Source organism: Azospirillum sp. SYSU D00513 (assembly GCF_017356015.1).
Taxonomy (GTDB): domain Bacteria; phylum Pseudomonadota; class Alphaproteobacteria; order Azospirillales; family Azospirillaceae; genus Azospirillum.
In genome coordinates, this window is sequence record NZ_JAFIQV010000030.1 from 67427 (window position 1) to 89156 (window position 21730).

At 69.6% G+C, this 21730-nt stretch carries 20 protein-coding genes; 6 read left to right on the forward strand and 14 right to left on the reverse strand.

The genetic code is table 11. The features are described from left to right. Nucleotides 1-27 precede the first annotated feature (27 nt). The 10 genes from JUB11_RS21285 to JUB11_RS21330 all read right to left on the reverse strand — a co-directional run bounded on the left by JUB11_RS21285 (nucleotide 28) and on the right by JUB11_RS21330 (nucleotide 13009). The gene (locus JUB11_RS21285) at nucleotides 28-1536 is read right to left on the reverse strand and encodes a S41 family peptidase (protein WP_247887225.1); all 1509 of its coding nucleotides are present in this window, start codon (nucleotides 1534-1536) and stop codon (nucleotides 28-30) included. Nucleotides 1537-1753: 217 nt separating this feature from the next. Beyond that, a complete protein-coding gene (gene rnr / locus JUB11_RS21290) occupies nucleotides 1754-3985 on the reverse strand; it encodes a ribonuclease R (protein WP_207460629.1) in 2232 nt (743 codons plus the stop codon). Nucleotides 3986-3989: 4 nt separating this feature from the next. Next, nucleotides 3990-6833 carry a type I DNA topoisomerase gene (gene topA / locus JUB11_RS21295; protein ID WP_207460630.1) on the reverse strand — a complete coding sequence of 948 codons (2844 nt, stop codon included), beginning with the start codon at nucleotides 6831-6833 and terminating at the stop codon, nucleotides 3990-3992. Between the two features lie 50 nt (nucleotides 6834-6883). After that, nucleotides 6884-8005, reverse strand: a complete 1122-nt coding sequence (gene dprA, locus JUB11_RS21300) for a DNA-processing protein DprA (protein WP_207460634.1) — start codon at nucleotides 8003-8005, stop codon at nucleotides 6884-6886. Between the two features lie 101 nt (nucleotides 8006-8106). Beyond that, a complete protein-coding gene (gene plsY, locus JUB11_RS21305) occupies nucleotides 8107-8715 on the reverse strand; it encodes a glycerol-3-phosphate 1-O-acyltransferase PlsY (protein ID WP_207460635.1) in 609 nt (202 codons plus the stop codon). Nucleotides 8716-8718: 3 nt separating this feature from the next. Further along, nucleotides 8719-10035: a dihydroorotase gene (pyrC, locus tag JUB11_RS21310; RefSeq protein ID WP_207460636.1), complete on the reverse strand. Its 1317-nt coding sequence runs from the start codon at nucleotides 10033-10035 to the stop codon at nucleotides 8719-8721. After that, the gene (locus JUB11_RS21315; protein WP_207460637.1) at nucleotides 10032-10994 is read right to left on the reverse strand and encodes an aspartate carbamoyltransferase catalytic subunit; all 963 of its coding nucleotides are present in this window, start codon (nucleotides 10992-10994) and stop codon (nucleotides 10032-10034) included. The genes pyrC and JUB11_RS21315 overlap by 4 nt, the downstream gene beginning before the upstream one ends. Nucleotides 10995-11086: 92 nt before the next feature. After that, nucleotides 11087-11617, reverse strand: coding sequence for a hypothetical protein (locus tag JUB11_RS21320; protein WP_247887226.1), 531 nt, complete (start codon nucleotides 11615-11617; stop codon nucleotides 11087-11089). Between the two features lie 43 nt (nucleotides 11618-11660). Beyond that, nucleotides 11661-12038, reverse strand: coding sequence for a DUF6152 family protein (locus JUB11_RS21325; RefSeq protein WP_207460640.1), 378 nt, complete (start codon nucleotides 12036-12038; stop codon nucleotides 11661-11663). 80 nt (nucleotides 12039-12118) lie between these two features. Next, entirely contained in the window at nucleotides 12119-13009 is an 891-nt protein-coding gene (locus JUB11_RS21330) for a transcriptional regulator GcvA (protein ID WP_207460641.1), read from the reverse strand. A gap of 191 nt (nucleotides 13010-13200) precedes the next feature. Between JUB11_RS21330 and JUB11_RS21335 the strand changes: the two genes are divergently transcribed. Together JUB11_RS21335 and JUB11_RS21340 are read left to right on the forward strand one after the other, a co-directional pair. Then, a complete protein-coding gene (locus JUB11_RS21335) occupies nucleotides 13201-13485 on the forward strand; it encodes a DUF1127 domain-containing protein (protein ID WP_207460643.1) in 285 nt (94 codons plus the stop codon). 1 nt (nucleotide 13486) lies between these two features. After that, nucleotides 13487-13924, forward strand: a complete 438-nt coding sequence (locus JUB11_RS21340; protein ID WP_207460645.1) for a GFA family protein — start codon at nucleotides 13487-13489, stop codon at nucleotides 13922-13924. A gap of 15 nt (nucleotides 13925-13939) precedes the next feature. Here JUB11_RS21340 and JUB11_RS21345 read toward each other — a convergent pair whose 3' ends face one another. The 4 genes from JUB11_RS21345 to ruvX form a co-directional block, all read right to left on the reverse strand. Then, nucleotides 13940-14416 (reverse strand): hypothetical protein, encoded by a 477-nt coding sequence (locus tag JUB11_RS21345; protein WP_207460646.1) that lies wholly within the window; start codon nucleotides 14414-14416, stop codon nucleotides 13940-13942. Between the two features lie 167 nt (nucleotides 14417-14583). Further along, a complete protein-coding gene (locus tag JUB11_RS21350) occupies nucleotides 14584-15495 on the reverse strand; it encodes an AEC family transporter (protein WP_207460647.1) in 912 nt (303 codons plus the stop codon). Between the two features lie 102 nt (nucleotides 15496-15597). Next, complete coding sequence (locus JUB11_RS21355; protein ID WP_207460648.1) at nucleotides 15598-16674, reverse strand: hypothetical protein; 1077 nt, start codon at nucleotides 16672-16674, stop codon at nucleotides 15598-15600. Nucleotides 16675-16948: 274 nt separating this feature from the next. Next, entirely contained in the window at nucleotides 16949-17485 is a 537-nt protein-coding gene (gene ruvX / locus JUB11_RS21360; protein ID WP_207460649.1) for a Holliday junction resolvase RuvX, read from the reverse strand. Nucleotides 17486-17661: 176 nt separating this feature from the next. Here ruvX and gatC point away from each other — a divergent pair, with 176 nt between their 5' ends. The 4 genes from gatC (at nucleotide 17662) to JUB11_RS21380 (ending at nucleotide 21701) form a co-directional block, all read left to right on the forward strand. Further along, a complete protein-coding gene (gene gatC / locus JUB11_RS21365; RefSeq protein WP_207460650.1) occupies nucleotides 17662-17949 on the forward strand; it encodes an Asp-tRNA(Asn)/Glu-tRNA(Gln) amidotransferase subunit GatC in 288 nt (95 codons plus the stop codon). Further along, nucleotides 17949-19430 (forward strand): Asp-tRNA(Asn)/Glu-tRNA(Gln) amidotransferase subunit GatA, encoded by a 1482-nt coding sequence (gene gatA, locus JUB11_RS21370; protein WP_207460652.1) that lies wholly within the window; start codon nucleotides 17949-17951, stop codon nucleotides 19428-19430. Before gatC ends, gatA begins: the two co-directional genes overlap by 1 nt. Nucleotides 19431-19451: 21 nt before the next feature. Next, on the forward strand, nucleotides 19452-20903 hold the full coding sequence (gene gatB, locus JUB11_RS21375; RefSeq protein WP_207460654.1) for an Asp-tRNA(Asn)/Glu-tRNA(Gln) amidotransferase subunit GatB: 1452 nt from the start codon (nucleotides 19452-19454) through the stop codon (nucleotides 20901-20903). Between the two features lie 183 nt (nucleotides 20904-21086). Then, nucleotides 21087-21701: a glutathione S-transferase N-terminal domain-containing protein gene (locus JUB11_RS21380; RefSeq protein ID WP_207460655.1), complete on the forward strand. Its 615-nt coding sequence runs from the start codon at nucleotides 21087-21089 to the stop codon at nucleotides 21699-21701. The last annotated feature ends 29 nt before the right edge of the window (nucleotides 21702-21730 follow it).

Here is a 21730-nt window from a genome sequence, read left to right on the forward strand (position 1 = left end):
CTGTTTCGCCCGTATCTCAGCTGTGTCTCAGCGCTCCGCGACCGTGTGGGTGGAGGCGAGCGCCACCGCGCGCTGGTACAGCGCCGGCTCTTCCACAAGACGCAGCGCGACCTTCAGGTCGAGTTCCGGCGCATGCTCCTTCCAGGGGCAGGCGGAGCGGAGATGGTTCAGCGCCTCCTCGTCGTCGGCCGCCTTGGCGCGCCAGCCGGCGAACTGGGCGGCCGAGCGGCCGTTGCCGTCGCGCAGCTCGGAGAGCAGCGCCACCGGGTCGTCCTGCCCGTTGCGGCTCGTGCAGACCATCGGCTGCACGCCCTGGCGGTGCAGGGTGTAGCCGGCCGGCGTGTAGATGCGGCTCCAGGTCAGGAAAAGCTCGCCGTCGTTGGGCAGGCGCGTGACGGTCTGGACGCTGCCCTTGCCGTAGGAGGAGGCGCCGACGACCACCGCGCGGCCCGAATCCTGGAGGGCGGCGGCCACCACCTCGGCGGCGGATGCCGAGCGGCCGTCCACCAGCACGACCAGCGGCAGGCCGTTCGTGACATCGTCGGGCGAGGCGTCGAAACGCTGCCGGCTGTCCGGGTGGCGCCCCTCCGTGGTGATGATGCGGCCCCGCGTCATGAAGAGGTCGGCGACCGCCACGGCCTGGTCGAGCAGCCCGCCGGGGTTGCCGCGCAGGTCCAGCACGAAGCCGCGCACGCTGGCGCCGATCGTGCCCTTGGCGGTCTGGATGGCTTCCCGCAGGTTGGCGGCGGTCGAGGCGTTGAAGCGCTCCACCTTCAGCACGCCGGTGCGCTCGACGATGGTCGTGCTGACCGTGTTGGGGACGACCCGCTCGCGGCGGACCGGCAGGCGGCGCGGCTCGCCGGCGCTGCCGCGCACGGTGATCATCACCATCGTGCCGGTCGGCCCGCGCAGCCGGTCGCGCATGTCATCCTCGGTCAGGGATGCCGCCATGTCGCCGTCGATGGCGAGCAGGGTGTCGCCGGCTCGGATGCCGGCCCGCTCGGCCGGGCTGCGGGGCAGCACGTCGCTGACCCAGGTGCGCCCGTCCTTGCGCTCCAGCGCGAGGCCGATGCCGCCGTAGCCTTCGCGCTGGGCGCGCTCGGTGCTGGCGCGGCGGGTACCGGTGTAGCGGGAATAGCCGTCGAGGTCGGCGGCCACCGCGTCGAAGACCGCCTGGTAGATGCGCTCCGGCGCCGCCTGGCTCAGCAGGGGCGAGCGGGAGCGCACGCTGTCCAGGATGCGCGCGGTGAGCGAGGCCCAGCCGGCGGCGTCGGAGGGGGCGGGTGCGGCGAACTCCTCCGCGGGCGCGTCCGACAGCTGGACGCGCACGAGGCTGTCGCTGCGTTCGATGCGCAGGGTCGGGTCGATGGAGGCCAGCCCCTTCAGCCCGTCCGGGCCGAGCCGGCCGAGATCCACCGGCTGGAGATAGGCCTCCGCGATTCGGCCATAGCCGACGGCGAAGACCTGTTCGCTGACGAAGGCGGGATCGGCCGACGCACGCCCGGGCAGGAGCCCCTGCGCGGCGAGGGTGAGCATGCAGGCCGCCAGCGGAGCGGCGAAGCGCCGTTTCGGCGTGGTTCCACGATCACGATTGCCCATGGCGCGCAGACCGCAGCCTCCCTATCCCAAGGGCTGGACCCGGCGCCGGGGCGCCGTTCCCGAATGGGTAAGGGATAGCACTTCCGTTCGAGCGCAAAGCGAGACAAATGCCGTGATGAACACCCGGAGCGGGAGGTTTATTCCACTCTGTGCCTCAGCCGCCACGCCGTTGCGGACGGGAGCCGGAGGGACGCGGCAAGGCCGCCGCCAGAGGGTCTTCCCCGGCCTTCTCCTCCCACAGGGTGAGAAGCGTGCTGCCGGTCAGGAAATCGGCCTCCCGCAGGACGAGGCGGACCCGGGCGCCCAGCCGGTAGGCGCGGCCCCAGCGCTTGCCGACCAGCGCGTGGGCCTTCTCGTCATGCTCGTACTGGTCGTCCGGCAGGGTGCCGGCGGGCACGAGCCCGTCGGCGCCCGACTCGTCCAGCCGCACGAAAAGGCCGAACCGCGACACGCCGCTGATTCGGCCGGAGAAGCTTTCGCCCACCCGGTCGGCGAGATGCGCGGCGGTGTAGCGGTCGATCGAATCGCGTTCGGCCAGGGCGGCGCGGCGCTCGGCCTTGGAGATGTGCTCGCCGATGTCCGGCAGCGCGGCCACCGCCTCGTCGTCGAGTCCGCCGACGCCCAGCTTGTGCGCCCGGATCAGGGCGCGGTGGACGATCAGGTCGGCGTAGCGGCGAATGGGCGAGGTGAAATGGGCGTAGCGTTCGAGCGCCAATCCGAAATGGCCGAGATTCTCGGGGCTGTAGACCGCCTGCGACTGGGCGCGCAGAATGATCTCGCTGACCAACGGCGATTCGGGGCGCCCCTCCGCCTTCTGCAGGATACGGGTGAAATGCTCGGGCTTCAGCGCCTCGACCTTGGGCAGGCTGTAGCCGAGGTCTCCCAGGAACTCGCGCAAGCCCTCCAGCTTGGCCATCTGCGGCTGGTCGTGGACGCGGTAGAGGAGCGGCATGCCGGCCGCCTCCAGGCTTTCCGCGGCGGCGACGTTGGCGGCGATCATGAACTCCTCGATCAGCCGGTGGCTGTCGAGCCGTTCGCGCGGGGCGATCTCCGCCACCCGGCCACGCTCGTCGATGCGGATCCGGCGCTCCGGCAGGTCGAGTTCCAGCGTGCCGCGCCGCCCGCGCGCCTGCCACAGCAGGCTGTAGGCGCCGTAGAGCGGGAGGATGACCGGCTCCAGCAGCGGCGCCGTAACCTCGTCGGGGCGGCCGTCGCGGGCGGCCTGGACCTGTTCGTAGGTCAGGCGCGCGGCGGAGCGCATCAGCCCGCGGACGAAGCGGTGGCGCAGCAGCGCGCCATGCCGGTCGATCCACATATGGACGGCGAGGCAGGCGCGGTCCTCGCCGGGGCGGAGCGAGCAGAGGTCGTTGGACAGCGCCTCCGGCAGCATCGGCACGACGCGGTCCGGGAAATAGACGGAGTTGCCCCGGTCGAAGGCCGTGCGGTCCAGCGCCGTGCCGGGGCGGACGTAATAGGCGACGTCGGCGATGGCGACCAGCAGGTGCCAGCCGCCCTCGTTTGCCGGATCGGAGTCGGGCTCGGCGAAGACGGCGTCGTCGAAGTCGCGGGCGTCGGCGCCGTCGATGGTGACCAGCGGCACGGCGCGCAGGTCGTCGCGGCCGGTCGGGGTCGGCGGCTTGGCCCGGGAGGCCTCGTTCAGCGCCGCGTAGGGGAAGTCGGCGGGAATGCCGTGGCTGTGGATCGCGATGAGGCTGATCGAGCGCGGCTCCTCGACCGAGCCGAGCCGTTCGGCCACCCGCGCCTGCGGCATGCCGAGGCGCCCGGCCGGCAGGATATCGGCCAGCACGAGGTCGCCCGGCTCGGCCTCGTTCCGGTTGGCCGGCAGGACGAGGAAGGCGGTCTTGTTGCGCTTGTCGGTCGGGACGACGCGCCCGCCCTCGGGGGCCGCGCGGTAGACGCCGAGGATGCGTCCCTCGGCGCTTTCGATCCGGCGGATCGTGCGGCCCTCATAGAGCCGCTCGTTGACGCGGCGCAGCTTGGCGAGGATGCGGTCGCCCTCGGCCAGGGGCGGCAGGCCGCTCTTCTTCTCGGGCAGCAGGAAGATGCGGGGCGGGCTGCCCTCGCCGGTCCAGGTCAGCGGGCGGGCCTGGAGTTCGCCGTCCTCCTGCACCCCGGCGATCACCAGCACGGCGACCTCGGGCAGGGACTGCGGCGGGGCGACGCGCTTGCCGCGCCCGCGCTCGACCACGCCTTCGGCCTCCAGCTCCTTCAGCAAGGCCTTCAGCCGCTCGCGGTCGGCGGTGCCGGAAAGCTTGAAGGCGCGCGCGATTTCCCGCTTGCCGACGGGCACCGCGCTGTCGCGGATGAAGGCGGTGACCGTTTCCTTGCTGGGGAAGCCCGCGGGCCTGCGGGGCGCGTCGCTCACGAGGTCACGCCCGCTTGCGCGCGGGGGCTTCCTTTTCCGCCTTCTCGGCCTTCGGCTTGGCCGCGGCCTTGGCTTTGGCCGGTGCCTTCTCCTTCACCGGAGCGTCGCCGTCCTCCTTGGAGGCAGCCTTGGCTGCGGTCTTCGTGGCGGTCGCCTTCTTGGCCGGGGCCTTCTTGGCGGGCTTGGCCTCGCCCGTCTCCTCGGAGCCTTCGGCCTTCGCCTCGGCTTCCTTCGGCGCCTTGCCCTTCTTGGCGGCGTCCTTGGCGACCTTCGCTTCCAGCAGCTCGAGCGCCTGCTCCAGCCCAAGGGTCTCCGGGTCGGTGGCCTTCGGAATGGAGGCGTAGACCGAGCCGTGCTTCACGTAGGGGCCGAAACGGCCTGAACCCATGGTGATGGGCTTGCCGGTCTTCGGGTGGTCGCCGAGCGACTTGGCCGGGGCCGACGCCTTCTTGGCCGCGTCGGCCAGCAGGTCCACCGCCCGGTTGATGCCGATGGTCAGCACGTCGTCGTCCGCCGTCAGCGACTTGTAGGTGCTGCCATGCTTCAGGTAAGGACCGAAGCGGCCGATGCCGGCGGTGATCTCCTCCTTCGTCTCCGGATGCTGGCCGATCAGGCGCGGCAGGCCCAGCAGGCGGAGTGCGGTGTCCAGGTCCACGTCGGCCGGGGCCATGCCCTTGGGAAGGGAGACGCGCTTGGGCTTCGGCGCCTCGTCCTTGACCTTCTTGGCCTTCTTCTTCTTGCCGTCGGCGGCGGGCTCCTCGACCGGCGGGGGCGGGGGCTCCGCCGGGGCGGGCGGGGGCCCAAGCTGGATGTAGGCGCCGTAGGGGCCGCGGCGGATGGAGACGGGCAGGCCGGTCTCCGGGTCCGTTCCCAGTTCGCGCGGGCCTTCCTGCGCCTCGTCCCCCTCCTCGCCGGGGACGGCGAGCGGGCGGGTGAAGCGGCATTCCGGGTAGCGCGAGCAGCCGATGAAGGCGCCCATCTTGCCGAGCTTCAGCCCGAGCCGTCCCTCCTGGCAGGCGGGGCAGGTGCGCGGGTCGTGGCCGGTGCCGTCCTTGCGGTCGGTCGGGAAGAAGTGGGAGCCCAGCTCCTCGTCGAGCGCGTTCAGGACCTGGGTGATGGTCAGGTCCTTCGTGCCGTCCACGGCGACGTGGAAGGCCTTCCAGAAATCGCGCAGCACGACCTTCCAGTCGATCCGCCCGTCGGAGATCTCGTCGAGCTTGTTCTCAAGCTCGGCCGTGAAGTTGTACTCGACGTAGCGGTGGAAGAAGTTCTTCAGGAAGGCGGTGACCAGCCGGCCGCGGTCCGACGGGTAGAAGCGGCGCTTGTCGATCCGCACATACTCGCGGTCCTGCAACACCTGGAGGATGGAGGCGTAGGTGGACGGGCGCCCGATGCCCAGCTCCTCCATCTTCTTCACGAGGCTGGCCTCGGAATAGCGTGGCGGCGGCTGGGTGAAATGCTGCTCCGGCGCGATCTCGCCGCGGGTGAGCGCGTCGCCCTCCTCCATGTTGGGGAGGCGGTTTTCCTTCTGCTCGTCGTCGCCCTCGTCGCGGTCCTCCTGGTAGACCTTCAGGAAGCCGTCGAACACGACGACCGAGCCGGTGGCGTGCAGCACCACGTCCTTGGAGGGCGAGGCGAGGTCCACGGCCACCTGATCCAGGACGGCGCTCTCCATCTGGCTGGCGAGCGTGCGCTTCCAGACCAGCTCATAGAGGCGCAGCTCGTCCTGGCCGAGATGGGCGGCGACCGCCTCCGGGCGGCGCGACAGGTCGGTGGGGCGCACCGCCTCGTGCGCCTCCTGGGCGTTCTTGGCGGCGGTCTTGTAGACGCGCGGGGTCGCCGGGACGTAGCGGTCGCCCCAGGTCTGGCCGATCACGGCGCGGGCGGAGTCGATCGCCTCGGCCGACAGGCTGACGCCGTCCGTTCGCATGTAGGTGATGAGGCCGACCGTCTCGCCGCCGATGTCCACGCCTTCATACAGGCGCTGTGCGGTCCGCATGGTGCGGGTGGCGCCGAAGCCGAGCTTGCGCGAGGCCTCCTGCTGGAGGGTGGAGGTGGTGAAGGGCGGGGCCGGGTTGCGGCGGGCCTGCCGGCGCTCGACCTTCGACACGGCGAAGGCCTGCGGGCGGATGCGCGCCACGGCGGCCTCGGCGGCCTGCTGGTTGGGCAGGGCGAACTTGTCGAGCTTCTTGCCGTCGAGCTGGGTGAGCTGCGCCGTGAAGGCGGCCCCGCCCGGCGTCGTGAAGCCGACACCGATGCTCCAGTATTCCTGCGGCTTGAAGACCTCGATCTCCGCCTCGCGCTCGCAGACCAGCCGCAACGCCACCGACTGCACGCGACCGGCCGACTTGGAGCCGGGCAGCTTGCGCCACAGCACCGGCGACAGGGTGAAGCCGACGAGATAGTCAAGCGCGCGGCGGGCCAGATAGGCCTCCACCAGCTCCTGGCTGACGGCGCGCGGGGCGGCCATGGCGGCCTGCACGGCCGACTTGGTGATTTCGTTGAAGGTGACGCGCTGGACGTCCAGCCCGTCGGTCAGGTGCTTTTCGCGGAGGAGTTCCGACAGGTGCCAGGCGATGGCCTCTCCCTCGCGATCCGGGTCGGTCGCGAGATAGACGCGCTCGGCGCCTTTCAGTGCGCGGGCGATCTCGTCGATGTGGCGCTTGGAGCGGTCGCCCAGCTCCCACTCCATCGCGAAATCCTCGTCCGGACGGACGGAGCCATCGCGCGCCGGAAGGTCGCGCACATGGCCGAAGCTGGCGACCACGGTGTAATCATCGCCGAGGTACTTGTTGATGGTCTTCGCCTTGGCCGGCGATTCCACGATAACGACGTTGCTGCCCGGCAAGAGAACCCGCCCTTGTGTCTGCGTGCACTGACCGGGTGTCGAAAAGGCATTCAGATCAGGCAGATCTGGTTGCCCGGCAGGCGCAGCGCCCGGCCCGCAAGCTCGAGTTCCAGCACCACCGTCAACACCACCGGTGCGGACAATTGGCACCCGCGGACCAGTTCGTCAATGCCAATGGGCGTCGGGCCGAGGTTTTCCAGAATCACCGCACGGGCGGAACGCAGCACCGATTCCTCCGGTTCGGCCATGCGGACGGCGCCGAAAACCGACCCCGGCGGCTCCGACGCCGACGGCGGGGACAGGGCCTCCAGCGCCCGGATCACGTCGTCCGCTCCCTCAACCAGGGTCGCCCCCTGGCGGATGAGGTCGTTGGGTCCGTGGCTGCGCGGCTCAAGCGGGGAACCCGGCACGGCCATCACCTCGCGCCCCTGTTCCAGCGCCATGCGGGCAGTGATGAGAGAGCCGGACTTCAGCGCCGCCTCCACCACCACCACACCCAGCGACAGGCCGGAGATCAGCCGGTTGCGGCGGGGAAAATGCCGGGCCTGCGGCTGGGTGCCGAAGGCGCTTTCCGCGACCGCGACGCCCTGGTCGAGGATGTCCCGGTAGAGCCCTTCGTTCTCCGGCGGATAGACCACGTCGATGCCGCCGGCCAGCACGGCGGCCGTCCCGCTGGAGAGCGAGCCAAGATGCGCCGCCGTGTCGATCCCGCGTGCAAGGCCCGACACCACTAGGAATCCCGCCTCGCCCAGGTCGCGCGCCAGCCTTTCCGCGAATTTCCGCCCGTTCAGCGAAGCGTTGCGGGCGCCGACCAGCGCCACCGAGCGCCGCGCCAGCAGATGCGCGTGGCCCAGCACGGAAACCACCGGCGGCGCGTCGTCCACGGCGGCCAGCGGCACCGGATAGTCCGGCTCGCAGGCGCAGAGCATCCTCCCGCCGGCGCGGCGCAAGGCGGTCAGCTCCCGTTCAACCTCGGCCTTCGCCGCGATGCGCAAGGGCTTCGCCCGCCCGCCGCGCCGAGCCAGTTCCGGCAGGGCGTCGAGCGCGGCGCGGGCCGTGCCGTAGCGTTCGATCAGTCGATGGAAGGTGACCGGCCCGACATTCTCCGAGCGGATCAGGCGAAGCCAGTCCAGCCGTTCAGTATCGGGAAGGGGGCGACGCGGTTGTGTCATGCGCCATGGTTGTACAACCGAACCCGCGCCGCTTCAACACGCGAATGTGTGGGGATGGGGAGGGGCCGCAAAAATCCCCCTCCCGGCTCCGGCGGCTTTCTTCACACTGTTTTCTTCAGCCCGATCCGCGGCTCCTCGCCCTTGAGAAGGCGGCGGATGTTGGCGGCGTGGCGGATGTAGACGAGGACGGCGATGAAGACGGCCAGACCGGCGTCCAGCGGGCCGTCGGTGTACCAGGCGACGATGGGAGCGACGCCCAGCGCCACCAGGGCCGAGAGGGAGGAGATGCGGAAGAGGCAGGCGATGAAGAGCCAGATCAGGCAGGCGACGACGCCGACCGGCCAGGCGACGGCCAGCAGCGAGCCGAGCGCCGTGGCGACTCCCTTGCCGCCCTGGAAGCCAAGCCAGACCGGGAAGGCGTGGCCGAGCATCGCGCCGCCGGCGGCCAGGACCGCCGCTTCCGGCCCGGCGGCGTAATGGGCGGCGATGGCGGCGATGGCGCCCTTGCCGCTGTCGAGCAGCAGGGTCGCGAGCGCCAGCGGCTTGTTGCCGGTGCGCAGCACGTTGGTGGCGCCGATGTTGCCGGAGCCGATCTTGCGGATGTCGCCGTAGCCGCCGAGGCGTGCCAGCACGAGGCCGAAGGGGATCGAGCCCAGCAGGTAGCCGAAAACGGAGGCGGCGATCAGGATCAGGGCGGAGGTTTCGAACACCGGTTACGCCTCACGCTGCCAGACGGTGCGGCCGTCCACGACGGTGCGCAGGGGCCGGCCCTGGACGGGGCGGTCCTCGAAGGGGGAATTCTTGGACTTGGACTGGAATTGCCCCACGTCCACCCGCCAGGGCACGTCCGGGTCGAAGACCAGCAGGTCGGCGGGGCCGCCCTTCGCCAGCCGGCCGAGCGGCAGGCCCAGTATGTCGGCAGGGCGGGAGGTCACGAGGGCCAGCGCCTTCACCAGCGGCATGTGGCCCTTGTGGACCAGCTCCAGCACCAGCGGGAACAGGGTTTCCAGCCCGATCACCCCGGCCTCGGCCTGGGCGAAGGGCAGGCGCTTCTGGTCCTGGTCCTGCGGGATGTGATCGGACGCGATGGCGTCGATGGTGCCGTCCGCCAGGCCGACGACGACCGCGCGCCGGTCCATCTCGCCGCGCAGGGGCGGGGAGACCTTGGCGTAGGTGCGGTAGTCGCCGACGTCGGCCTCGGTCAGGGCGAAATAATGCGGGGCCGTGTCGCAGGTGACCTTCAGCCCGCGCGCCTTGGCGCGGCGGATGAGATCGACCGATTCGGAGGTCGTGACATGGGCGAAGTGCAGCCGGCCGCCGGCCAGCTCCAGCAGCCGCAGGTCGCGCTCGATCATGATGATCTCCGCCTCGCGCGGGATGCCGGTGAGGCCGAGGCGGGTGCAGATCTCGCCCGCGTTCATCATGCCGCCCGACGCCAGGCTCGGCTCTTCCGGGTGCTGGATGATGAGCTTGTCGAAGGTCCGGGCGTAGCTCAGCGCGCGGCGCATGGTCTTGGCGCTGGCGATGGCGCGGGTGCCGTCGGTGAAGGCGACAGCACCCGCGCGGGACAGCAGCCCCATCTCGGTGATCTCGTTGCCTTCCGTGCCGCGCGTGGCGGCGGCGTAGGCGAAGATCTTGACCAGCTTCACCTCGCGGGCGCGGCGGGCGACGAACTCCAGCCCGGCAACCTCGTCCAGCACCGGGTCGGTGTTGGGCAGGCAGACGATGGAGGTGATGCCGCCCGCGGCCGCCGCGCGCGACACGCTCTTGATCGTGTCCTTCTGTTCCTCGCCGGGCTCGCCGATCAGCACGCGCATGTCCAGCAGGCCGGGGGCGAGGCACTGGCCCTGGAGGTCCACCACCTGCGCGTCCGGCGGCAGGCCGTCGCGGAACAGGGCCGGGCCGAAGTCGGCGACCGTCTCGCCCTCGGTCAGCAGCGCGCCGTGCACGTCCAGCCCGGTGGCGGGGTCGAGCAGGCGGGCATTGATGTAGGCGACGCGCGCCTCGGCGTTTACGGAAGTCGTGGTCATTCTGCGTTCCCCCGCCGGCCGCGGGTCAGGAGGTCGAGCACGGCCATGCGGACGGCCACGCCCAGCTCGACCTGGTCGAGGATCATGGAGCGCTTGAGGTCGTCGGCGACCTCCGAATCGATCTCCACGCCGCGGTTCATCGGGCCGGGGTGCATGATCACCGCGTGCGGCTTCGCCACCTCCAGCTTCTCGTAATCCAGGCCGTAGAAGTAGAAATACTCGCGGGTGGAGGGGACGTACTGGCCGCTCATCCGCTCGTTCTGGAGGCGCAGCATCATCACCACGTCGGCGTCCTTCAGGCCGCTCTTCATGGTGTGGTGCACCTCGCAGCCCAGCCGGTCGATCTGCGACGGCAGCAGGGTCGGCGGCGCCACGACGCGCACATGGGCGCCCATGGCGTTCAGCAGGTGGATGTTGGAGCGGGCGACGCGGCTGTGCAGGATGTCGCCGCAGATCGCCACCACCAGCCCTTCCAGCCGGCCGAGCCGGCGGCGGATCGCCAGCGCGTCCAGCAGCGCCTGGGTCGGGTGCTCGTGGTTGCCGTCGCCGGCGTTGATGACCGAGCAGTTGACCTTGTCGGCCAGCAGCTTGACCGCGCCCGAGGCGTTGTGCCGCACCACCAGCGCGTCCAGATGCATGGCGTTCAGCGTCATCGCCGTGTCGATCAGCGTCTCGCCCTTCTTCACCGAGCTGCCGTCGGCCGACATGTTGATCACGTCGGCCCCGAGCCGGATGCCCGCCAGCTCGAAGCTGGTGCGGGTGCGGGTCGAGTTCTCGAAGAACAGGTTGACCTGCGTCAGGCCGCTGAGGATGGCCGTCTTCTTGTTGGGCTTCTTGTTCTGCTCGACATAGCCGTCGGCGACGTCGAGGATCAGCGAAATCTGCTCCGCCGTCAGCCCCTCGATGCCGAGAAGGTGACGGTGCGGGAAGGTCGCCGTGGCGTGGGTAGGTGCGGTCATGAGCCGCGACTATAGGTGCGCCGGGCCCCGCCCGCAAGCGCGCGTGAACCAAGCGGCGGCGATCGGCCAAGCCCCTGATTCCGTAACGAAAACTACATGTAGGCGATGAGGCGCCCGGCGGCGAGTGCGGCGACCCAGAGGAGGAGCGACGCGATCCCGGCCAGACGGGCGGCCGGGGGCGGGGAAGGGTCGGTTCCCCAGCAGGATATTCGCCGCCCGGCCCCGCCGTGGAAGGCCAGTATGTTCAGCAGCGCCAGCGCGACCAGCGCGAGCTTCGCCAGGAAGGCCGGGTTGCGGACATAGGCCGTCGCCTCCACCGTGAAGAGGGCGAGCCCGGACATCACGGCCAGGACGAAGCCGGCCACCGACAGCGGCAGCAGGAGCCGCGCCAGCCCGTCGGCGGGCAGGCCCCGGCCGCGCCAGCCCGCCAGCCGCAGGTCGAAGCCGATCACCGCCCCGACCAGCAGGACGAAGCCCAGTATGTGAAGGATCTCCACCGCCGGGTAGAGCCAGAGCGATTCGCGCATCGCCACGCCCAGCGGCGAGCCCTGCAGCCAGGCCAGCCAGCCGGACCCCGCGTCGCCGGTCGCGGGCATCATGCCCGGGCCATGGCCGTGCTCCATCGGTCTTGCCTCCGGTCAGCCTTGCCCTATCAGCCTTGCCCTTTCAGCGCAGCTCGACGGGTTTCCCGTCCAGGCTGATCCGCTCGGCGCGCAGTTCGGACCCGTCGGACCGGCTGGCGTAGCCCTCGACCGTGACGGTCTGGCCCGTCTTCAGCGTGCCTTCCGGCAAGCCGCGCGCGCTCATGCGGAAGGGCGGGGCGAGCACCACGTGCCAGCTCTTCTCGCCGGCCTTCAGCGTGATCATCGCGTGCGGGTTGCCGAAGGCGACCTCCTGCACGGTGCCGGTCAGCGTTTCGAGCTTGGTGTCGTAGCCGCTCCAGCCGTGGTGCGCCGAGGCGGCGGGGGCGAAGGGCAGGGACGAGGCGGCCAGGAACGAAAGGGCCAGCGCCGAGGCGGCGAGCGGAACGCGGACGGCGGTCATGGGCATTCTCCTGCGTGGCGGGACCTTTGCGGGAACCGGTCCCATGATACGGGCCTTCGCGGCGAAAAGAGGGCGGAACGTCAGGCCGTGGCCCCGGCCTCCTCCAACAGCCAGTCGCGGAAAACCTTCACCTTCGGGCGGCTGAAGTAATGCGGCGGGGCCACGAGATAGTAGGCGTAGCTGCCCTTCATCGGCACGTCAAAAAGCCGCACCAGCCGTCCCGAGGCGATGTCCTCCGCCGCGAGCGCGCCACGGGCGAGCGCGACTCCGTGCCCGTCCGCCGCCATCTGGAGCGTCAGGGCGGAATCGGTGAAGCGCGGCCCCCGGTTCACGTCCACGCCCGCGGCACCGGCCGCCGCCACCCAGCTCTTCCAGCCGATCAGGTAGTCGTCGTGCAGGAGCGTGTGGTGGCACAGGTCCTCCGGCCGTTCGAGCGGCTTGCCGCCCTTCAGCAGCCGGGGGCTGCAGACGGGGAAGATCTCCTCGGTCAGCAGCGGCTCGACCCGCAGCTCCGGCCAGTCGCCGGAGCCGAAGCGGATCGCGACGTCCACGTCCTGCTGGGCGAAGTCCACGAGCTGCGCGCTGGTGTGGAGCCGCACGTCCAGCTCCGGATGGCGCGCCTGGAAACGGCCGAGCCGCATCACCAGCCACTTCGCGGCGAAGCTCGGCATGGTCGAGATCGTCAGCGCACCGGATGAATCCTGCTGGACCAGCCGCTCCGTCGCCTGGGCCAGCGTGTCGAGCGCGTCGCGCACCGGTGGCATGTAGGACTGCCCGGCCTCGGTCAGGATCAGCGCCCGGTTCAGGCGGCGGAACAGCGGCATGCCCAGCCATTCCTCCAGCCCCTTGATCTGGTGGCTGATCGCCGCCTGGGTCACGTGCAGCTCGTCCGCCGCCTTCGTGAAGGAGAGGTGCCGGCCGGCGGCCTCGAAGGCGCGCAGGGCGTTGAGCGGGGGAAGGCGGCGGGCCATGGATCGGGCTTTCGGAACGGACCGTTCGGACCGGCCTCTCGGATTAGCTTTCCTAATGACTTTATGAGAAAGCGTCGTTTGCGCGCAAGATCCGGGTCGCCCAATCTCCCTTTCAGAACAAAGCTTGTGGCGCCGGGCAGGACGCGCCGGCGGCGCGGCAGACCCCGCAAATTCGGATGAGGAGAAGGATCATGAGCCAGGGCATCCAGTCTTTCGCATCGCGTGCCGCAGCCGCAGGCACTCCCGCCCGCCCGAAGACGGGTGCCGGCTCGGGAACCGGGCGGGGGACCGGCCGGGGGATCGGCCGGGGGATCGGGGGAGCGCTGACCGCGTTGTTCGACACGCTGGCCCTGTGGGCCGAGCGGCGGCGGCAGCGCCGCGACCTGGAGGCGCTGCCCGACCACCTGCTGTCCGACATCGGCGTGTCGCGCAGCGACGCGGCCAACGAGGCGGACAAGCCCTTCTGGAGGGGATGACATGACGGACCATGGAGCGGACGGCGAGCGGACGGTCTGGACCGGCGGCTGTGCTTGCGGCGGCGTGCGGTACGAGGCGGGGGTGAAGCCCTCGCCGGTGACCTTCTGCCATTGCGGCCAGTGCCGCCGCCAGCACGGCCATGTCGGCGCCTATTCACGCATGCCGCGCGAGCATCTGCGGATCACCGCGGAGGAGTCGCTGGTCTGGTACCGGTCGTCGGACAGCGCGCGGCGCGGCTTCTGCGGCCGTTGCGGCTCCGCCCTGTTCTGGGACGGTGCCGGGCTGCCCTACATGGACGTCACGCCCGGAAGCCTGGACGAGCCGACCGGGCTGCACGCCGACCGGCACATCTGGGTCGATAGCAAGGGCGACTATTACGAGATCGGGGAGGACGGGCTGGAACGCCGGACCTCGGCCGAGGATCAGGCGGCCGGCTGAGCCGGCTCCGGCCTCTCAGCCATCATGCAGGGCAAGCGCGCTCAGCCATTCGCGCAGGGCCGGGGCCTCGCTCTCCGGCGGGCTGAGGCGCGGCGGCTCCACCCCGTGCAGGACCCAGTCGTAGATGTGGCGGGGCCGTCCCGTGTCGCCCTCCTCGGTGACGACGATGCGGTGCTGCTTCGCCAGGCCGGCGGCGTGGATCGCCTCCGAGAAGACGGCAACGGCCCGCCAGTCCGACAGGAGCGAGGCGGTCCGTCCCGTCCCGAACTGCCGCGCCAGATGCATGTAGCGCATCAGCAGCCATTGCGGCGCCGTGCCGATCTCCGCCTTGCGGAGGTCCGACACCGCACCCCAGCCCTGCCCGTTGCTGCGCAGCAGCGCGCAGGCCCGCTCGAAGCTGTTCGTGAAGGCGCCGATCTCCTCCCGGTTCAGCGGGCGCTGGACCGCGAGGTACAGGCCCCAGGGGCGCGTGCCGATCGCAAAGGCTTCCATTCCGGGACGACCAGGAAAATTTCGACGGAGGATTTCGGGAAGAAGGAATTTGGTGCGAGCGGAGGGACGGTTAACAAAGTGCGAAGAGTGCTTTGAGCAATCGACAATCGCAAGAGTTGGATTCGCGGCGCGACAGAAATGTTCCGGGAGAGGGGGCCTTCCCCCGGTCAGAACAGGACCAGCAGCAGCGGCAGGGTCAGGGCGGCCAGCATCGTCTGCACGGTGATGATCCCGGCGATCAGTCCGGTGTCGCCCCCCATCTGCCGGGCGAGCGCGTAGGCGCTGGCCGAGCAGGGCAGGGCGTTGAACAGCACCGCGATGGTCACCATCAGCGCGTCGATCCCCAGCGCCATGCCGGCAAGTCCGGTCGCGACGGGGACGAGCAGCAGCTTCGCGGATGCCGCCAGCGCGACGCCCGCCCCGGCCGCGCGGGCAGCACCGAAATCGAGGCCCGCCCCGACCGACAGAAGCCCGACCGGCAGTGCGGCGCGGGCCAGAAGCTCGACGACGCTGCCCAGCACCGGCGGACGGCCGATGCCCGTCAGGTTGAGGAGGGCGCCGATCGCCACGGCGACGATGATCGGGTTGCGGACCAGCCCGTTCAGCACAGCCCGCACGCCGGTCCCGCGGGAATCGCGCCCGAAGCGCGTCATCACCACGACGCACAGCACGTTGACGAGCGGCACCACCACCGCGATGCCCACGGCGGTGAGGCCGAGCCCGGCCGAGCCGTAGAGCGTCTTGGACGCGGCGAGGCCGACATAGGTGTTGGGCCGCACCGACCCCTGGAAGACCGAGGAGAAGGCCGGGCCATCCATCCGCATGAGCGGACGTGCCGCCAGCACCAGCGCCGCCGAGGCCAGGACGCCCGTCACCATGGCGGCGGCCATGCCCGCCACCTCCGCGCCGATGTCCGCGCGCGCCAACTCGTCCACGATCAGGCAGGGGAAGAAGAGAAAATAGGTCAGCCGGTCGGCGGAGGGCCAGAAACTCTCGGGCAGCATCCGTCGGCGGCGCAGGAGCTGCCCGAACAAGATCAGCAGGAAGATGGGCGCGAGCGCGCCGAACACGTCGGACATGGGTGGCGGTACTCGGGAGGACGGGAGCATGGCGCGGAGGGCCGGGGTTCCGGCCTAACCCTCCGCGCCATGCTTGTCCAGTGCCTGCCTTCCGGGTTGCCTTCAGACCCGCAGGCGGAAGCCCAACTGGCCGTTCACGAAATCGACCGCGTAGTCGTAGATCGCCAGCGGGTGGACGCCGGTGTTGAGGAAGCTGCCTCCCTGGGGGCCGGGGCCGCCGGGCAGGACCGTGGAGGGGGAGGCCGGCTGATCCAGGTCCGTGTTGGTGTTGGCGTGCGCGTCGGCGCTCGGGTTCGCGTTTACGAAGCCGTAATCGACCACCAGCGCGCCGGCCGCATCCCGGGCCTGGATGCCCACGGCCTTGCCGGCCCAGTCGATGTGAAGATGCGCCGGGCTGGTTCCGGCTGCGGGAGGCGACGGCTCGTACACCGCGAGGAACATGTTCTCGATCCCGGCATCCATCAGCATCTGCGCCTTGGTCTGGACGGCACCGCCGTCGGGAGACGTCACCCGCACGTCCACCCACGGAAGCTGGTAGCCGCTCGGGCTCGTGGGATCGGCCGTCAGCGGCATGAACCGGAAGCCGGCGAGCGTGTCCGCCGTCTGTCCGAGCGTCACCTTGCCCCGGCCGTAGGCCGACAGGCTGTAGCCGGCCTGGAAGGGGGCGCCCGGTTCGCGGCTCATGCCCACGACGTTCATGAACGGGTTGTCCAGCGCCGTGTTCGTCGAAACGCCGGGCAGCGGCTGTCCGTTCGGATCATCCATATAGGACTGCGCCTGCAAGCCGAAGCCGACGCCCATCATGTAGGGAGCGGCGCTCCCATCATGGGCCAGCGCCCGGACCGTGCCGATCTCGATGGGCGTCTCACCCTCGGGCACGTCGGTCAGGGTCAGGCCGGTGACCTCGACGATGGTGCCGCTGACGGTCACGGTGCTGGGCTTGTAGGTGAGCGTCATGCGCTGGCCGGTGGACTTGACCCAGGGCAGGAACGCGCCGCTCTGGTCCTGCAGCATCGTCGCCGGAAGGACGAAACCGACGGAGCCCGTGTCGATGTTCACCGTCGTGGTCGCCCCGCCGGGCAGACACAAGGTGGTGAAGAACGGCCCGACGAGCCCGTCCTGTGCGGAACGAACTTTCGGGAGGATCGTCGCCGTCTGACTGCCGTACTGATAAGCCACAGGATTTACTCCGTTTGGGGTAGGCACTCCCGAACGCTATGCCCGCGCGGGCAGCCTCTCAACCAGAATCCTTTGAAAGTTGTGTGATATCGGCAAAGGACGGAGCGGACGCCAAGCGCCGCATTCCAACGTATGACTTGATGGCCGGAAATAAGGCCCGGCTGTCTTCACGACGGTGTTGCTGCCGAAGGAAAGAAAAAGCCGCGCCATAGGGGCGCGGCGACTTCATGCCTAAGGGTTTTTCCGGTGCCGTTTGTGGACGGTCAGGATCGCCTCAATCCCGCCCGTCGTCCCAGTCATCACTCTGCTCCGCCTCTTCGGCGGCGATGCGCCGCTGGTGGGCCAGCGCGTCGAGGGCGCCCTGCAGGATGTAGGCGGCGGCCATCTTGTCCACGACCTCGTCCCGGCGCTTGCGGGTCATGTCGGCCTCGCCGATCATGAAACGCTCGACCGCCGAGGTGGACAGACGTTCGTCCCAGAAGGCGATCTGCGCCTCCCAGCCCAGCAGGTCCGCGCGCTCCAGCAGGTTCTTGGCGAAGGCGCGCGTGGATTCGGCGCGCGGTCCCTCCGACCCGTCCATGTTCAGCGGCAGCCCGATGACCAGCCCGCCGACGTCGTAGTCGCGGATTGTCTTGCCCAATTCCTTGGCGTCCTGGGTGAACTTGGTCCGGCGCAGGGTGCCGATGGGCGAGGCGACGACGAGGCCGGGGTCGGCGATCGCCATCCCGACGGTCGAGGTGCCGACGTCGAGCCCGAGGAGGCGCTTGTTCCGGCCGAGCGAGGCCGCGAGTTCGGGGAGGGTGTGGATCATGACGAGGGACCATAGGTGGGGCGGGGCTGGACGGCAAGTGCCCCCACACTCCCCCGAAAAGTCAAGAAGCCTTAAAGTCAAGGAGCGTTGCGGTGCCGGGCCTCGGGTGCTAGCTTCCCCACCGATTTTTCCCGGACGTCCCGTTCTTCATAAGAACCTGGAAGAGAGTAGAAGGCATGTCGCTCGACAAGGCCACCGTGGCCAAGATCGCGCATCTGGCCCGCATCAAGGTGCCGGACGATGAACTGGAGGATCTGGCGGGCGATCTCAGCCGGATCCTGTCCTTCGTCGAACAGCTCAACGAGGTGGACACGAAGGACGTGGCCCCGATGACCAGCGTCGCCGCGCAGAAGCTGCGCCGCCGCAAGGACGAGGTCACCGACGGCGGCTACCGCGATGCCGTCCTTTCCAACGGCCCGGAAACGGCCGAGGGCTTCTACGTCGTTCCGAAGGTGGTCGAGTGATGGCCGAGCTGACCCGTCTGACCATGGCGCAGGCCCTCGACGGCCTGTCGAAGAAGGACTTCACCGCGGTCGAGCTGACCGAGGCGCATGTCGGGGCGATGGAGGCGGTCCGTCCGCTGAACGCCTACATCACCGAGACGCCGGACCAGGCGCTGGAGATGGCCCGTGCCTCCGACGCCCGCCGAGCCAAGGGCGAGGCTGGCCCGATGGACGGGCTGCCCATCGCGGTGAAGGACCTTTTCTGCACCAAGGGTGTCGCGACCACCGCCGCCAGCCGCATCCTGGAAGGTTTCGTTCCGCCCTATGAATCGACCGTCACCGCCAACCTGTGGCGCGACGGTGCGGTCATGCTGGGCAAGGTGAACCTGGACGAGTTCGCCATGGGCTCGGCCAACATCACCTCCCACCACGGCGAGGTGGTCAGCCCCTGGAGCCCGGGCGCGCCAGGCAGCTGGTCGCGGCGGATCGTGCCGGGCGGCTCGTCGGGCGGCTCCGCGGCCGTCGTCGCGGCGCGCGCGGCGCTGGGCGCCACCGGCACGGACACCGGCGGCTCGATCCGCCAGCCGGCCGGCTACACCGGCATCGTCGGCATCAAGCCGACCTACGGGCGCTGCTCGCGCTGGGGCGTGGTGGCCTACGCCTCCTCGCTGGACCAGGCCGGGCCGATGACCCGCACGGTCGAGGACGCGGCGATCATGCTGCGCTCCATGTGCGGCTTCGACCCGAAGGACTCGACCTCGGTCGACATGGCGGTGCCGGACTTCCGCGCGGCGCTGACCGGCGACATCCGGGGCCTGCGCGTCGGCATCCCCCGCGAATACCGCGTGGACGGCATGCCGGCGGAGATCGAGGCTCTGTGGAGCCGGGGTGTCGAGTGGCTGAAGGCCGCCGGCGCCGAGCCGGTCGAGATCAGCCTGCCGCACACGAAATACGCGCTGGCCGCCTATTACATCGTGGCCCCGGCCGAGGCGTCGAGCAATCTCGCCCGCTACGACGGCGTGCGCTTCGGCCGCCGGGTCGAGGGCGGCAGCCTGAACGAGCTGTACGAGAACACGCGCGGCGAGGGCTTCGGCAAGGAGGTGCAGCGCCGCATCCTGATCGGCACCTATGTGCTGTCGGCCGGCTATTACGACGCCTATTACCTGAAGGCGCAGAAGGTGCGCACGCGCATCAAGCAGGATTTCGACGAGGCGTTCCGGAGCTGCGACGTCATCCTGACGCCGACCGCGCCGAGCACGCCCTTCGCCATCGGCGACAACAGCGACGACCCCGTCCAGATGTACCTGAACGACGTGTTCACGGTGCCGGTGAACCTCGCCGGGCTGCCGGGCATGTCGGTTCCGGCGGGGCTGGGCGGCGACGGGCTGCCGCTCGGGCTGCAGCTGATCGGCCGTCCCTTCGACGAGGAAACCTTGCTGCGCGTTGGACAGGCCATCGAGACGGCCGCCAACTTCACCGCCACCCCGCCGTTCATGGCGTGAGCCGGACGAGAGTAGAGAGCCATGTCGTACATTCAGGGCGAGACGGGCGATTGGGAGATCGTGATCGGGCTGGAGGTCCATGCCCAGGTCATTTCCAACGCGAAACTGTTCTCCGGCGCCGCCACCGATTTCGGATCCGAACCAAACAGCCAGGTCAGCTTCGTTGACGCGGCCTTCCCGGGCATGCTGCCGGTCATCAACGCCTTCTGCGTCGAGCAGGCGGTGCGCACCGGGCTGGGGCTGAAGGCGGAGATCAATCTTCAGTCGGTCTTCGACCGCAAGAACTACTTCTACGCGGACCTGCCGCAGGGCTACCAGATCAGCCAGTTCCAGCAGCCGATCGTCGGCAAGGGCGAAATCGTTCTGGATCTGCCGGACGGCAGCAGCCGCACGGTCGGCGTCACGCGCCTGCATCTGGAGCAGGACGCCGGCAAGTCGCTGCACGACCAGCACCCCTCCAAGACCTACATCGACCTGAACCGGTCGGGTGTTGCGCTGATGGAGATCGTTTCGGAGCCGGACATGCGCACGTCGGAGGAGGCGGGCGCCTATGTGCGCAAGCTGCGCTCCATCCTGCGCTATCTCGGCACCTGCGACGGCAACATGGAGGAGGGCTCCATGCGCTGCGACGTCAACGTGTCGGTCCGCCGGCCGGGCGAGCCGTTCGGCACGCGCTGCGAGATCAAGAACGTCAACTCGATCCGCTTCGTGATGCAGGCGATCGAGTACGAGGCGCGCCGCCAGATCGAGATCCTGGAGGAGGGCGGCAAAATCGACCAGGAGACGCGGCTGTGGGACACGACCAAGTTCGTGACCCGCTCCATGCGCTCCAAGGAAGAGGCGCACGACTACCGCTACTTCCCCGATCCGGACCTGCTGCCGCTGGAGCTGGAGCCGGAATGGGTCGAGGACATCAAGCGCACCCTGCCGGAGCTGCCGGACGACAAGAAGGCCCGCTTCATCCAGGACTTCAAGCTGTCGCCCTATGACGCCGGCGTGCTGGTGGCCGAGAAGGCGCGCGCCGATTACTTCGAAACCGTGGCGAAGGGCCGCGACCCGAAGATGGCGGCCAACTGGGTGACCGGCGACCTGTTCGGCGCGCTGAACAAGTCGGGCAAGGACATCGAGGAGAGCCCGGTCACCGCAGAGAACCTCGGCGGCCTGATCGATCTGATCGCCGACAACACCATCTCCGGCCGCATCGCCAAGGAGGTGTTCGAGGCGATGTTCGAGACGGGCGAGAAGGCCGCGGACATCGTCGAGAAGAAGGGGCTGCGCCAGGTCACCGACACGGGCGCCATCGAATCCTCCATCGACGCGGTGATGGCCGCCAACGCCGACAAGGTGGCGGAGTTCCGCTCCGGCAAGGACAAGCTGTTCGGCTTCTTCGTGGGCCAGGTCATGAAGGCGACCCAGGGCAAGGCCAACCCGGCCCTGGTGAACGAGATCCTCACGGCCAAGCTCAAGGGCTGACGCCAGGGACCAGACCGTTCCGCGAGGGGCGGTCCTTGCCCTGATACGGCTACAGACGCCCCGTCCGCCGAACTGGCGGGCGGGGCGTCCGCATATCTGCCAAGGCGAAGCTTGGGCTGGCGCGCGGGCTCCGCGCGTCTAATCTCGCTGGGGAGCGAACGTCCGCTTCAGCGAGGAGACACCATGATCGACCTCTACACCTTCGGCACGCCCAACGGAAAGAAGGCCTCCATCATGCTGGAGGAGGTCGGGCTGCCCTACACCGTCCATAAGGTGGACATCACCAAGGACGAGCAGTTCGATCCGGCCTTCCTGGCCGTCAACCCGAACAACAAGATCCCGGCCATCGTGGACCAGGACGGACCGGACGGGCAGCCCTTCGCCCTGTTCGAATCGGGCGCCATCCTGATCTATCTGGCGGAAAAGACAGGGAAGCTGCTGCCCGCCGACCCGCGTGGCCGGGCGACGACGATCCAGTGGGTTATGTTCCAGATGGCCGGCTTCGGCCCGATGCTGGGGCAGGCGCACCATTTCCGCCGCTTCGCCCCGGAGCAGGTGCCCTACGCCATCAAGCGCTTCACGGACGAATCGGCCCGGCTCTACGGCGTGCTCGACAAGCGGCTGGGTGAATCGGAGTTCGTGGCCGGCGACTATTCCATCGCCGACATCGCGCTTTACCCCTGGGCGATGCGCTGGGAATGGCAGGGCATCGATCTGGACGCCTACGCCAACGTGAAGCGCTGGATGGGGCAGGTTGGCGCCCGCCCGGCGGTCGAGCGCGGCATGGCCGTTCCCTGACGGTCTGCCAGCGGCAGGAAGGGCCGCTC